Below are 13469 nucleotides of genomic sequence, written 5' to 3'. Positions count from 1 at the left end.
AGATAATTATAAATGTAAATTTAATATCTCCCACTGACATCTCCCCCACAATACACTGAAAAATACTCACAGCAGTAAACACAGACACACCTGATAATCATGCAGCCGATAAATATTTTCCCCTTTACGGAGAAATCAGCCTGCTGTTTAACAATAACGGCGTATTTTCATGGAAGGAGATCACCCAGTAACGGATAAGTCCTGATCTCCTTCATGTTAATACGCAACAATCCCATCGATTAAAAACAATTTCAGACAGATATTATCTCCGTGAATCCCCCGCCACCTTTCCGGTGCGCGGGGTTTTGTCTTTTTTCACCGGGAATACATGTATGAATCCGTCTGATGCCATTGAGGCAATTGAAAAACCGCTCTCCTCCCTGCCTTACTCGCTTTCCCGTCACATCCTGGAACATCTGCGCAAACTCACCCGTCACGAACCCGTGATTGGCATTATGGGTAAAAGCGGGGCCGGTAAATCCTCACTCTGTAATGCACTATTTCAGGGGGAGGTCACCCCGGTCAGTGATGTTCACGCCGGCACCCGGGAAGTACGGCGCTTCCGTCTGAGTGGCCACGGTCACAGCATGGTTATCACTGACCTGCCCGGGGTGGGCGAGAGCCGGGACAGGGATGCAGAGTATGAGGCCCTGTACCGTGACATTCTGCCTGAACTTGACCTGGTACTGTGGCTGATTAAAGCCGATGACCGTGCCCTGTCTGTGGATGAGTATTTCTGGCGACACATCCTGCACCGGGGACATCAGCGGGTACTGTTTGTGGTGACGCAGGCCGACAAAACGGAGCCCTGCCATGAATGGGATATGGCCGGTATTCAGCCTTCTCCTGCACAGGCACAGAATATTCGCGAAAAAACGGAGGCGGTATTCCGTCTGTTCCGGCCCGTACATCCGGTTGTGGCCGTATCGGCCCGCACCGGCTGGGAACTGGATACGCTGGTCAGTGCGCTCATGACAGCGCTTCCCGACCATGCCGCCAGTCCCCTGATGACCCGACTGCAGGACGAGCTGCGCACGGAATCTGTCCGCTCTCAGGCCCGTGAACAGTTTACCGGTGCGGTGGACCGGATATTTGACACAGCGGAGAGCGTCTGTGTTGCCTCTGTTGTCCGTACGGCCCTGCGCGCTGTTCGTGACACGGTGGTCTCTGTTGCCCGTGCGGTATGGAACTGGATTTTCTTCTGAACCTGTCGTGACTGATGCCCTCCCTGACTCTGAGTCTGCTCACAAAAGCACTGTTTTCGTTACTGTCTCTCTTGTCCGTGCAATAGCTCAATAATAGAATAAAACGATCGATATCTATTTTATCGATCGTTTATATCGATCGATAAGCTAATAATAACCTTTGTCAGTAACATGCACAGATACGTACAGAAAGACATTCAGGGAACAACAGAACCACAATTCAGAAACTCCCACAGCCGGACCTCCGGCACTGTAACCCTTTACCTGCCGGTATCCACGTTTGTGGGTACCGGCTTTTTTATTCACCCTCAATCTAAGGAAAAGCTGATGAAACGACATCTGAATACCTGCTACAGGCTGGTATGGAATCACATTACGGGCGCTTTCGTGGTTGCCTCCGAACTGGCCCGCGCACGGGGTAAACGTGGCGGTGTGGCGGTTGCACTGTCTCTTGCCGCAGTCACGTCACTCCCGGTGCTGGCTGCTGACATCGTTGTGCACCCGGGAGAAACCGTGAACGGCGGAACACTGGCAAATCATGACAACCAGATTGTCTTCGGTACGACCAACGGAATGACCATCAGTACCGGGCTGGAGTATGGGCCGGATAACGAGGCCAATACCGGCGGGCAATGGGTACAGGATGGCGGAACAGCCAACAAAACGACTGTCACCAGTGGTGGTCTTCAGAGAGTGAACCCCGGTGGAAGTGTCTCAGACACGGTTATCAGTGCCGGAGGCGGACAGAGCCTTCAGGGACGGGCAGTGAACACCACGCTGAATGGTGGCGAACAGTGGATGCATGAGGGGGCGATAGCCACAGGAACCGTCATTAATGATAAGGGCTGGCAGGTCGTCAAGCCCGGTACAGTGGCAACGGATACCGTTGTTAATACCGGGGCGGAAGGGGGACCGGATGCAGAAAACGGTGATACCGGGCAGTTTGTTCGCGGGGATGCCGTACGCACAACCATCAATAAAAACGGTCGCCAGATTGTGAGAGCTGAAGGAACGGCAAATACCACTGTGGTTTATGCCGGCGGCGACCAGACTGTACATGGTCACGCACTGGATACCACGCTGAATGGGGGATACCAGTATGTGCACAACGGCGGTACAGCGTCTGACACTGTTGTGAACAGTGACGGCTGGCAGATTGTCAAAAACGGGGGTGTGGCCGGGAATACCACCGTTAATCAGAAGGGCAGACTGCAGGTGGACGCCGGTGGTACAGCCACGAATGTCACCCTGAAGCAGGGCGGCGCACTGGTTACCAGTACGGCTGCAACCGTTACCGGCATAAACCGCCTGGGAGCATTCTCTGTTGTGGAGGGTAAAGCTGATAATGTCGTACTGGAAAATGGCGGACGCCTGGATGTGCTGACCGGACACACAGCCACTAATACCCGCGTGGATGATGGCGGAACGCTGGATGTCCGCAACGGTGGCACCGCCACCACCGTATCCATGGGAAATGGCGGTGTACTGCTGGCCGATTCCGGTGCCGCTGTCAGTGGTACCCGGAGCGACGGAAAGGCATTCAGTATCGGAGGCGGTCAGGCGGATGCCCTGATGCTGGAAAAAGGCAGTTCATTCACGCTGAACGCCGGTGATACGGCCACGGATACCACGGTAAATGGCGGACTGTTCACCGCCAGGGGCGGCACACTGGCGGGCACCACCACGCTGAATAACGGCGCCATACTTACCCTTTCCGGGAAGACGGTGAACAACGATACCCTGACCATCCGTGAAGGCGATGCACTCCTGCAGGGAGGCTCTCTCACCGGTAACGGCAGCGTGGAAAAATCAGGAAGTGGCACACTCACTGTCAGCAACACCACACTCACCCAGAAAGCCGTCAACCTGAATGAAGGCACGCTGACGCTGAACGACAGTACCGTCACCACGGATGTCATTGCTCAGCGCGGTACAGCCCTGAAGCTGACCGGCAGCACTGTGCTGAACGGTGCCATTGACCCCACGAATGTCACTCTCGCCTCCGGTGCCACCTGGAATATCCCCGATAACGCCACGGTGCAGTCGGTGGTGGATGACCTCAGCCATGCCGGACAGATTCATTTCACCTCCACCCGCACAGGGAAGTTCGTACCGGCAACCCTGAAAGTGAAAAACCTGAACGGACAGAATGGCACCATCAGCCTGCGTGTACGCCCGGATATGGCACAGAACAATGCTGACAGACTGGTCATTGACGGCGGCAGGGCAACCGGAAAAACCATCCTGAACCTGGTGAACGCCGGCAACAGTGCGTCGGGGCTGGCGACCAGCGGTAAGGGTATTCAGGTGGTTGAAGCCATTAACGGTGCCACCACGGAGGAAGGGGCCTTTGTCCAGGGGAACAGGCTGCAGGCCGGTGCCTTTAACTACTCCCTCAACCGGGACAGTGATGAGAGCTGGTATCTGCGCAGTGAAAATGCTTATCGTGCAGAAGTCCCCCTGTATGCCTCCATGCTGACACAGGCAATGGACTATGACCGGATTGTGGCAGGCTCCCGCAGCCATCAGACCGGTGTAAATGGTGAAAACAACAGCGTCCGTCTCAGCATTCAGGGCGGTCATCTCGGTCACGATAACAATGGCGGTATTGCCCGTGGGGCCACGCCGGAAAGCAGCGGCAGCTATGGCCTCGTCCGTCTGGAGGGTGACCTACTCAGAACAGAGGTTGCCGGTATGTCACTGACGACAGGAGTGTATGGTGCTGCAGGCCATTCTTCCGTTGATGTTAAGGATGATGACGGTTCCCGCGCCGGCACGGTCCGGGATGATGCCGGCAGTCTGGGCGGATACCTGAATCTGGTACACACGTCCTCCGGCCTGTGGGCTGACATTGTGGCACAGGGAACCCGCCACAGCATGAAAGCGTCATCGGACAATAACGACTTCCGCGCCCGGGGCTGGGGCTGGCTGGGTTCACTGGAAACCGGTCTGCCCTTCAGTATCACTGACAACCTGATGCTGGAGCCACAACTGCAGTATACCTGGCAGGGACTTTCCCTGGATGACGGTAAGGACAACGCCGGTTATGTGAAGTTCGGGCATGGCAGTGCACAACATGTGCGTGCCGGTTTCCGTCTGGGCAGCCACAACGATATGACCTTTGGCGAAGGCACCTCATCCCGTGCCCCCCTGCGTGACAGTGCAAAACACAGTGTGAGTGAATTACCGGTGAACTGGTGGGTACAGCCTTCTGTTATCCGCACCTTCAGCTCCCGGGGAGATATGCGTGTGGGGACTTCCACTGCAGGCAGCGGGATGACGTTCTCTCCCTCACAGAATGGCACATCACTGGACCTGCAGGCCGGACTGGAAGCCCGTGTCCGGGAAAATATCACCCTGGGCGTTCAGGCCGGTTATGCCCACAGCGTCAGCGGCAGCAGCGCTGAAGGGTATAACGGTCAGGCCACACTGAATGTGACCTTCTGACAGAACCATCGCCTCTCTGTGGTCCCGGTCATCATGACCGGGACCCGGACCGGCGCAACGGATCTTCAACGCCACATTCGCTGGCATTAACAATAACATGATATTCATCACGGAGTGACTATGTTACAGATAGTCGGCGCGCTGATCCTGCTGATCGCAGGATTTGCCATTCTTCGCCTTTTGTTCAGAGCATTAATCAGCACGGCTTCTGCGCTGGCAGGGCTCATATTGCTGTGTCTGTTCGGCCCGGCCTTACTGGCTGGCTATATCACCGAACGCATAACCCGGTTGTTCCATATTCGCTGGCTGGCAGGCGTATTTCTGACGATTGCCGGAATGATCATCAGCTTCATGTGGGGACTTGATGGTAAACATATCGCGCTGGAGGCTCACACCTTTGACTCTGTGAAATTTATTCTGACCACCGCTCTCGCCGGTGGTCTGCTGGCTGTTCCCCTGCAGATCAAAAACATTCAGCAGAATGGGATCACACCAGAAGATATCAGCAAGGAAATTAACGGGTATTACTGCTGTTTTTATACTGCCTTTTTCCTTATGGCGTGTTCTGCATGCGCACCATTGATCGCGTTACAGTACGATATTTCACCGTCACTGATGTGGTGGGGCGGGTTGTTGTACTGGCTGGCTGCATTAGTGACGCTGCTATGGGCGGCCAGCCAGATCCAGGCGCTGAAAAAACTGACCTGTGCCATCAGCCAGACACTGGAAGAACAACCGGTGCTCAACAGTAAATCGTGGCTGACCAGTTTGCAAAACGATTACAGCCTTCCTGACTCACTGACGGAGCGCATCTGGCTGACGCTCATTTCTCAACGGATTTCCCGGGGAGAGCTGAGGGAATTTGAACTGGCAGACGGAAACTGGTTACTGAACAATGCCTGGTATGAAAGAAACATGGCAGGGTTTAACGAACAGTTGAAAGAGAACCTGTCATTCACACCTGATGAACTGAAAACGCTCTTCCGGAACCGCCTGAATTTATCACCGGAAGCGAATGACGATTTTCTCGATCGTTGCCTGGACGGCGGTGACTGGTATCCCTTTTCAGAAGGTCGCCGTTTTGTATCATTCCATCACGTGGATGAGCTTCGTATCTGTGCCTCCTGCGGGCTGACAGAAGTACATCATGCCCCGGAAAATCATAAGCCGGATCCGGAATGGTACTGCTCCTCTCTTTGTCGCGAAACAGAAACACTGTGTCAGGAAATTTATGAACGCCCTTACAACAGCTTTATTTCCGATGCAACGGCGAATGGTCTGATTCTCATGAAACTGCCGGAAACCTGGAGTACAAATGAGAAAATGTTTGCTTCCGGAGGGCAGGGACATGGGTTTGCCGCTGAACGGGGAAACCATATTGTCGACAGAGTCCGTCTGAAAAACGCACGGATCCTCGGTGATAATAATGCCAGAAATGGAGCAGACAGACTGGTCAGCGGAACAGAAATCCAGACGAAATATTGTTCAACTGCAGCCCGTAGCGTCGGTGCGGCATTCGACGGACAAAACGGACAGTATCGTTACATGGGAAATAATGGCCCCATGCAACTGGAAGTCCCCCGTGATCAGTATGCCGGCGCTGTTGAAACCATGAGGAATAAGATCCGCGAAGGTAAAGTACCCGGTGTAACCGATCCCGCAGAAGCGTCCCGGCTGATTCGTCGGGGACATCTGACTTATACTCAGGCCCGTAATATCACCCGGTTCGGGACCATCGAATCGGTCACTTATGATATTGCCGAGGGTTCGGTTGTCAGTCTGGCGGCCGGAGGGATCAGTTTTGCCCTGACGGCATCGGTCTTCTGGCTCAGCACCGGCGATCGCGATGCTGCCCTGCAGACAGCTGCTGTCCAGGCAGGAAAAACCTTCACCCGCACACTGGCTGTCTACGTCACAACCCAGCAACTCCACCGGCTCAGTGTTGTTCAGGGTATGCTGAAGCACATTGATTTTTCGACTGCCAGCCCGACTGTCCGACTGGCTCTTCAGAAGGGGACCGGTGCAGGAAATATCAGTGCCCTGAACAAAGTAATGAAGGGTACGCTGGTGACATCTCTGGCACTGGTAGCTGTCACAACCGGCCCTGACATGATCAAAATGTTGCGGGGACGGATCTCCGGTGCGCAGTTCATCAGGAATCTTGCCGTGGCATCTTCCGGTGTGGCAGGTGGAGCTGTCGGGTCAGTGGCGGGCGGGATACTGTTCAGTCCACTGGGACCATTTGGTGCACTGACAGGGCGTGTGGTTGGCGGTGTTCTGGGGGGAATGATTGCCTCCGCTGTATCAGGAAAAATTGCCGGAGCGCTGGTTGAAGAAGATCGCGTCAAAATTCTGGCAATGATTCAGGAGCAGGTGACATGGCTTGCCGGCAGTTTCCTGCTGACCGGACATGAGATTGAAAATCTGAACGAGAATCTGGCCCGTGTTATCGATCAGAATGCTCTGGAGATCATTTTCGCCGCCGGTATACAACAACGGGCCGCGACCAATATGTTAATCAAACCACTGGTGGTCAGTATCATCAGGCAACGCCCCGTCATGGAATATGATGCATCCCATCTCGGCAATATGGTTAACCGACTGGAAGAAGCATTACCCCCGGAGTTACCGGCATAACGGCTATTCTGCGCCTTTTACGCTTTATCACCTGATTTGTCAGTGTCATCGTCATGACTCAGAGAGGTAAATACCATGATTCACCTGTTCAAAACCTGCATGATTACCGCCTTCATTCTGGGGTTAACGTGGTCTGCCCCACTCCGGGCACAGGATCAACGTTACATCAGTATACGCAATACAGATACGATATGGCTCCCGGGAAATATTTGTGCTTACCAGTTCCGGCTGGATAATGGCGGAAACGATGAAGGATTTGGCCCCCTCACCATCACTCTGCAACTCAAAGACAAATATGGTCAGACGCTGGTGACCAGAAAAATGGAAACGGAAGCTTTTGGTGACAGTAATGCCACGCGAACCACAGACGCATTTCTGGAAACGGAGTGCGTGGAAAATGTCGCCACAACCGAAATCATTAAAGCAACTGAAGAAAGTAACGGCCATCGTGTCAGTTGCCGTTATCGGTTTTCAATCCCCAGGACTACCATCCACTGCTGATTACCGTTTCCGGAAAAAACGTTAACTGATCCCTGAAGTCAGTTTCATGCTTCAGCCTCTGTCACAACGCGTGGCAGAGGCTTTTTATTTATCAGGAGAAAACAGATATGCCGGGTTACACAGAGTATGTCCTGGCTGAAGGATCTTTCTCATACGGGCAGGCGGTTGCTGTCATAACCGCTTACCGCAATGTGTTTATCCAGGATGACCCGGGAATGCATTTCCGTCGGGTTATCCGCAACGCGGAAGGTCAGCGACGCTGGCGCTGCCGGAATTCTGAACCCGATGCCGGAAAGGTGCTTAATACGCGGCTCGCCAGTGACGGTCTTCTCAGACAATAAACGTCATTCATTTCACCCATCAGGCCGCGTCTTCTCCGGGAGACGTGGCTTTTTCATTTATTACACCAGTAAATCTTAACCACCGATAAGGAGCAAATTATGCGACTAGCCAGTCGTTTTGGTTATGCGAACCAGATACGCCGTGACCGTCCGCTGACACACGAAGAACTGATGCACTATGTGCCGGGGATTTTCGGGGAAGATAAACACACGTCCCGAAGCCAGAACTATACGTACATCCCCACCATCACCGTACTGGAAAGCCTGCAGCGGGAAGGCTTTCAGCCATTCTTCGCCTGCCAGACCCGTGTGCGCGACCCGGGCCGCCGGGGATACACAAAACACATGCTGCGTCTGCGGCGGGCCGGAGAGATAAACGGAGAACATGTCCCTGAAATTATTCTGCTCAACTCTCATGACGGTACCTCCAGCTACCAGATGCTGCCGGGGTACTTCAGGTTCGTCTGCCAGAACGGCTGCGTCTGTGGTCAGTCTCTGGGGGAAGTACGTGTTCCGCACCGGGGAAATGTGGTGGACAGAGTCATTGAAGGGGCTTACGAGGTGGTGGGCGTGTTTGACCGGATAGAGGAGAAGCGTGATGCCATGCAGTCGCTGGTCCTGCCGCCACCGGCACGCCAGGCGCTGGCACAGGCGGCACTGACTTACCGTTATGGTGACGAACATCAGCCCGTCACCACCGCCGACATTCTGACGCCGCGACGCCGGGAGGATTACGGTAAGGACCTGTGGAGCGCATATCAGACCATCCAGGAGAATATGCTGAAAGGCGGGATTTCCGGTCGCAGTGCAAAAGGAAAACGTATCCATACCCGGGCCATTCACAGCATTGATACCGACATTAAGCTCAATCGCGCATTGTGGGTGATGGCAGAAACGATGCTGGAGAGCCTGCGCTGATGCCGTTTCCCTGAGTGAGGGAATCATTCAGCTTTCGTTCCTGAAAAACACACATTTATTTGTTATTTAAGGAGTTATCTCATGAAAACCGTTTCTCAGAATACCCCCACAATTTATTCAGCTACAACACCAGAGAATAATCCGCCTCAGTTGGTTGCCAGCCTCGTCCCTGATGAACAGCGCATCAGCTTCTGGCCGCAGCATTTTGGCCTCATTCCACAGTGGGTGACCCTGGAGCCCCGTGTCTTCGGCTGGATGGACCGTCTGTGCGAAGACTACTGCGGTGGTATCTGTAATCTGTACACCCTGAACAACGGCGGGGCATTTATGGCACCCGAACCGGATGACGATGATGACGAAACATGGGTACTGTTCAGTGCCATGAACGGTAACCGCGCAGAAATGAGCCCGGAAGCCGCCGGTATTGCCGCCTGTCTGATGACGTACAGTCATCATGCCTGTCGTACGGAGAATTATGCCATGACGGTCCATTATTACCGGTTGCGGGATTACGCCCTGCAGCATCCGGAATGCAGCGCCATTATGCGCATCATCGACTGAATGGAGAGAAGCACAATGCAACAACTTTCCTTTCTGCCCGGAGAGATGACGCCCGGCGAGCGCAGCCTCATTCTGCGGGCTCTGAAAACCCTGGACCGCCATCTTCATGAACCCGGCGTGGCCTTCACCTCCACCCGTGCAGCACGGGAATGGCTGATTCTGAACATGGCGGGACTGGAGCGTGAAGAATTCCGGGTGCTGTATCTGAACAACCAGAATCAGCTGATTGCCGGTGAAACCCTCTTCACCGGCACCATCAACCGCACGGAAGTCCATCCCCGGGAAGTGATTAAACGCGCCCTGTACCACAATGCCGCTGCCGTGGTACTGGCACACAATCACCCGTCCGGTGAAGTCACACCCAGTAAGGCAGACCGGCTTATCACCGAACGTCTGGTACAGGCACTGGGCCTGGTGGATATCCGGGTGCCGGACCATCTGATAGTCGGTGGCAACCAGGTTTTCTCCTTTGCCGAACATGGTCTGCTTTAACCCTTCACAACCACATCACACCTGTTTTCACTTTTATCTTCTGTCTTCAGAGGTATCCCATTATGAAAATTATCACCCGTGGTGAAGCCATGCGTATTCACCAACAACATCCGACATCCCGTCTTTTTCCGTTCTGTACCGGTAAATACCGCTGGCACGGCAGTGCTGAAGCGTATACCGGTCGTGAAGTGCAGGATATTCCCGGTGTGCTGGCCGTGTTTGCTGAACGCCGTAAGGACAGTTTTGGTCCGTATGTCCGGCTGATGAGCGTCACCCTGAACTGAGTGGGAATTCTGATGAGCAGAATTATCGCCACTACCGGACCATTCTTAGCCGATTTTCTGTAAGGATTTTATCGTGTCAGACACACTCCCCGGGACAACACTTCCCGACGACAATCACGACCGCCCCTGGTGGGGGCTGCCCTGCACCGTGACGCCCTGTTTCGGGGCACGTCTGGTGCAGGAGGGTAACCGGTTGCATTACCTTGCCGACCGCGCCGGTATCAGAGGCCTGTTCAGCGATGCAGATGCGTACCACCTGGACCAGGCCTTTCCGCTGCTGATGAAACAACTGGAACTCATGCTCACCAGCGGTGAACTGAATCCCCGCCATCAGCATACCGTCACGCTGTATGCAAAAGGGCTGACCTGCAAAGCCGATACCCTCAGCAGTTGTGGTTACGTTTATCTGGCTGTTTATCCGACGCCCGAAATGAAAAATTAACTCTCCAGAATAGCCTTCTGCTACGGCCTGGTGTTTTCACCACGCCACTTTTCCATTTTTATATCTGCATATCAGGAAAATCTTCAGTATGAAAACATTACCTGTATTACCCGGGCAGGCGGCCAGTTCTCGCCCGTCTCCTGTTGAAATCTGGCAGATACTGCTGTCCCGACTGCTGGACCAGCACTATGGCCTCACACTGAATGACACACCTTTTGCCGATGAACGTGTGATTGAGCAGCATATTGAGGCAGGCATTTCACTGTGTGATGCGGTGAACTTTCTCGTGGAAAAATACGCGCTGGTGCGTACCGACCAGCCGGGATTCAGCGCCTGTACCCGCTCTCAGTTAATAAACAGTATTGATATCCTCCGGGCACGCCGGGCAACCGGCCTGATGACCCGCGACAATTACAGAACGGTAAATAACATTACCCTGGGTAAGTATCCGGAGGCGAAATGATGACACTGGAAGCCGACAGCGTTAACGTACAGGCGCTGGATATGGGGCACATTGTCGTTGACATTGATGGTGTTAATATCACTGAACTGATTAATAAGGCCGCTGAAAACGGTTATTCACTCCGCGTGGTGGATGACCGTGACTCTACCGAAACACCGGCAACTTATGCCAGCCCTCACCAGTTGCTGTAAGACAATGCAGTGATACAGGGTATAGTGCCATTAACCACAGAAACAGCACTGTTGTCCTGTATTAAGCAGGCAAGAGAAGATGTCCTTACCCTGCGCCATCTGCAGCTTCTGCACCAGAACCGGTGAATCTCACTCAACAGGCTTCATTTCTCCTGACGCCAGCCTGAATACAGCTGGCGTTTTCATTTATAAACAGAAAGGAAAACCGATAATAATGGAATGGACGCCCCGACCATGAAGCAACGGTAGGATATTACTGATAAACCTTCCAGTGGTGGTGCGTTATGGCCGTTTTAACGATTAGCATTGACCTGACAAAAAATGAATTCCAAATCCACGGTCTGGGTAGGAACAGAAAAATCTAAGCTCAGAAAACGGATTAAAGTAAGCGTCAACGGAGCACCGTATTGACGCTTATTTATTGGTGAGAACTACGTTCCATGGCAGGAGTTCGTCAACACGGTTGGAGGGCCATTCCGGCAGTATGCTCAGAATATGGCGCAGATACGCTTCCGGATCGATACCGTTCAGACGGCAGGTGCCTGCTTTTCTGGCAACAAGCAGGAATCTCAGCGCTGAAGCAGGAATTAGAGGTAAAAACGCCCTACCGGGCCATGAATCACCCGGTCATTGGAGTAGTAACCAAAGCAGATTTAGCCAGCATGGAACAAATATCTTTGGTGAAAAGTTGGTTACGGGAAGCTGGAGCGCACAACGTGTTAGTAACCAGTGCAGTTAATAACAATGGAGTTACAGAACTTTTTGCCTTGCTGCATACAGAAGAAGGCTGTTGTTAATTTCGATTGGTTCTCGGATGAGAATGATGACGGTGATACACAGATAAGAATCAATGAGCAATGAGGGTTGCCGGGCAACCCTCATTGAATAAAACGGGAATTACTTCGCTTCGCCGTTTTTCATTTCGCCCATAGCTTTCAGCTTTTTGGAGATATCGCGGCGTTCTTTGGAGAGCTCGGCATTTTTGATGATGTAATCGTCAACGCGATCTTCATAGTCACCTTTCATGCTGGCGATGATGCCCTGGATTGCTTCAACGCTCATCCCCGGCTTGATGTAATCGCTCAGGTTGTCCAGCAGCAGGACGCGCTTCTGGTTGTCACGGATCTTTTTCTCAACGTCCTGAATTTCACGTTGCAGTTTGTTCTTACGACGGAACAGACGAACAAATTCCAGTACGTCCTGGAATGAAGGCTTGGTAGTTTCCATTTTTATACCCCTGATAATGTGAGAGTCGGATTCGTTTAAGCAACCGCTATTCGTTAGGGCCAACATTACTCATAGCTGCCGCAGATGACAATGCTTTTATCCCTTTTCACTATCATACCCTTTATCCTTGCTGAATCGAAGCAGCAGCAAGATGATTCTGAAGTTCAGGAATTATTTGCGCAAGGCCCGGCAAATCAGATTCGATAGCAACTCAAGCTGATGCGCCGTTTCCATGTTCAGCCACACATAACCATAGATTGGTGTTTCCACAACCTTCAGGTCATGGTGGTTATTGAGCAACTGACGCAGCTCTTCCACAGCATCGTTCAATTTTTCCGTATTGGCAAAAACCGGCTGCGGATTACCTTCGTACAGCGCATGAACAAGGCTCAGCAGTATTTGCTGCATCATGTGCTGGGTATCACGAAGTTTTTGCGCGTTCAATAACACGAAATGGCTGGGGCGCGTGGCCCAGTATGCATTGATTTGCAACTCCAGCATACAAACCAGATTGCGGTTAATGGTCTGGATACCTTCATATATCGATTTTGGAATACGGGTTTCTTTGCTGGCGGGCGCAATCAGTCCACGCATTTTCACGGCATCGGTCAGGAGTTTTTGTAGATGGCTTTCCAGACGTGGGCGTTCGAGTAAGTTCGGTGAGAATGCAGATTGATAGATACTGTTATGGCCTGCAAGTTTTTTCCTGGTCCGGTTTCCCGGATTGCAGGCATGCCAGACACAGCGCCGTCAGGCGCTG

At 52.9% G+C, this 13469-nt stretch carries 13 protein-coding genes and 4 pseudogenes; 14 read left to right on the top strand and 3 right to left on the bottom strand.

What is annotated here, in order from left to right; translation table 11 throughout:
• Positions 1 to 332: 332 nt before the first annotated feature.
• The 13 genes and pseudogenes from FTE26_RS12615 to FTE26_RS12555 all read left to right on the top strand — a co-directional run.
• Entirely contained in the window at positions 333 to 1205 is an 873-nt protein-coding gene (locus FTE26_RS12615) for a GTPase family protein (protein ID WP_001069680.1), read from the top strand.
• Between the two features lie 327 nt (positions 1206 to 1532).
• Positions 1533 to 4652 carry an autotransporter adhesin Ag43 gene (gene agn43 / locus FTE26_RS12610; RefSeq protein WP_021566425.1) on the top strand — a complete coding sequence of 1040 codons (3120 nt, stop codon included), beginning with the start codon at positions 1533 to 1535 and terminating at the stop codon, positions 4650 to 4652.
• Positions 4653 to 4772: 120 nt separating this feature from the next.
• Positions 4773 to 7289 carry a hypothetical protein gene (locus tag FTE26_RS12605; protein ID WP_001348608.1) on the top strand — a complete coding sequence of 839 codons (2517 nt, stop codon included), beginning with the start codon at positions 4773 to 4775 and terminating at the stop codon, positions 7287 to 7289.
• A gap of 75 nt (positions 7290 to 7364) precedes the next feature.
• Positions 7365 to 7819 (top strand): annotated as a pseudogene (locus FTE26_RS12600) (IrmA family protein).
• A gap of 78 nt (positions 7820 to 7897) precedes the next feature.
• Complete coding sequence (locus FTE26_RS12595) at positions 7898 to 8131, top strand: DUF905 family protein (RefSeq protein ID WP_001119729.1); 234 nt, start codon at positions 7898 to 7900, stop codon at positions 8129 to 8131.
• 99 nt (positions 8132 to 8230) lie between these two features.
• Positions 8231 to 9049, top strand: coding sequence for a DUF932 domain-containing protein (locus FTE26_RS12590; RefSeq protein ID WP_001234629.1), 819 nt, complete (start codon positions 8231 to 8233; stop codon positions 9047 to 9049).
• Positions 9050 to 9130: 81 nt separating this feature from the next.
• The gene (locus FTE26_RS12585) at positions 9131 to 9610 is read left to right on the top strand and encodes an antirestriction protein (protein ID WP_077717789.1); all 480 of its coding nucleotides are present in this window, start codon (positions 9131 to 9133) and stop codon (positions 9608 to 9610) included.
• Positions 9611 to 9625: 15 nt separating this feature from the next.
• Positions 9626 to 10102, top strand: a complete 477-nt coding sequence (locus tag FTE26_RS12580) for a JAB domain-containing protein (RefSeq protein WP_001186726.1) — start codon at positions 9626 to 9628, stop codon at positions 10100 to 10102.
• 62 nt (positions 10103 to 10164) lie between these two features.
• Positions 10165 to 10386, top strand: coding sequence for a DUF987 domain-containing protein (locus FTE26_RS12575; RefSeq protein ID WP_000692323.1), 222 nt, complete (start codon positions 10165 to 10167; stop codon positions 10384 to 10386).
• Positions 10387 to 10459: 73 nt separating this feature from the next.
• On the top strand, positions 10460 to 10828 hold the full coding sequence (gene cbeA / locus FTE26_RS12570) for a type IV toxin-antitoxin system cytoskeleton bundling-enhancing antitoxin CbeA (RefSeq protein ID WP_001285585.1): 369 nt from the start codon (positions 10460 to 10462) through the stop codon (positions 10826 to 10828).
• Between the two features lie 88 nt (positions 10829 to 10916).
• Positions 10917 to 11291: a type IV toxin-antitoxin system cytoskeleton-binding toxin CbtA gene (gene cbtA / locus FTE26_RS12565; protein ID WP_000854814.1), complete on the top strand. Its 375-nt coding sequence runs from the start codon at positions 10917 to 10919 to the stop codon at positions 11289 to 11291.
• Positions 11288 to 11482 carry a DUF5983 family protein gene (locus FTE26_RS12560; protein WP_000988600.1) on the top strand — a complete coding sequence of 65 codons (195 nt, stop codon included), beginning with the start codon at positions 11288 to 11290 and terminating at the stop codon, positions 11480 to 11482. The genes cbtA and FTE26_RS12560 overlap by 4 nt, the downstream gene beginning before the upstream one ends.
• 33 nt (positions 11483 to 11515) lie before the next feature.
• Positions 11516 to 11608, top strand: a pseudogene (locus tag FTE26_RS12555) (DUF957 domain-containing protein); the annotation flags it as partial.
• A gap of 288 nt (positions 11609 to 11896) precedes the next feature.
• On the opposite strand, the pseudogene FTE26_RS12550 reads toward FTE26_RS12555, so the two are convergent.
• Positions 11897 to 12025, bottom strand: a pseudogene (locus tag FTE26_RS12550) (transposase domain-containing protein); the annotation flags it as partial.
• Positions 12026 to 12096: 71 nt separating this feature from the next.
• On the opposite strand from FTE26_RS12550, the gene FTE26_RS12545 reads away from it, so the two are divergent.
• The gene (locus tag FTE26_RS12545; RefSeq protein WP_001016348.1) at positions 12097 to 12279 is read left to right on the top strand and encodes a EutP/PduV family microcompartment system protein; all 183 of its coding nucleotides are present in this window, start codon (positions 12097 to 12099) and stop codon (positions 12277 to 12279) included.
• Positions 12280 to 12379: 100 nt separating this feature from the next.
• Here the strand turns inward: FTE26_RS12545 and FTE26_RS12540 are convergent, their stop codons facing one another.
• Both FTE26_RS12540 and FTE26_RS12535 read right to left on the bottom strand, forming a co-directional pair.
• Positions 12380 to 12709, bottom strand: a complete 330-nt coding sequence (locus tag FTE26_RS12540) for a DUF496 family protein (RefSeq protein WP_000450409.1) — start codon at positions 12707 to 12709, stop codon at positions 12380 to 12382.
• A gap of 171 nt (positions 12710 to 12880) precedes the next feature.
• Positions 12881 to 13396, bottom strand: a pseudogene (locus FTE26_RS12535) (hypothetical protein); the annotation flags it as partial.
• Between the last annotated feature and the right edge of the window lie 73 nt (positions 13397 to 13469).

It is taken from the genome of Escherichia sp. S10b (assembly GCF_028421345.1).
In the GTDB taxonomy this organism is placed as follows: domain Bacteria; phylum Pseudomonadota; class Gammaproteobacteria; order Enterobacterales; family Enterobacteriaceae; genus ECMA0423.
Note: the sequence above shows the minus strand (reverse complement) of the source record. Positions and strands in the feature narration are given on the sequence as shown.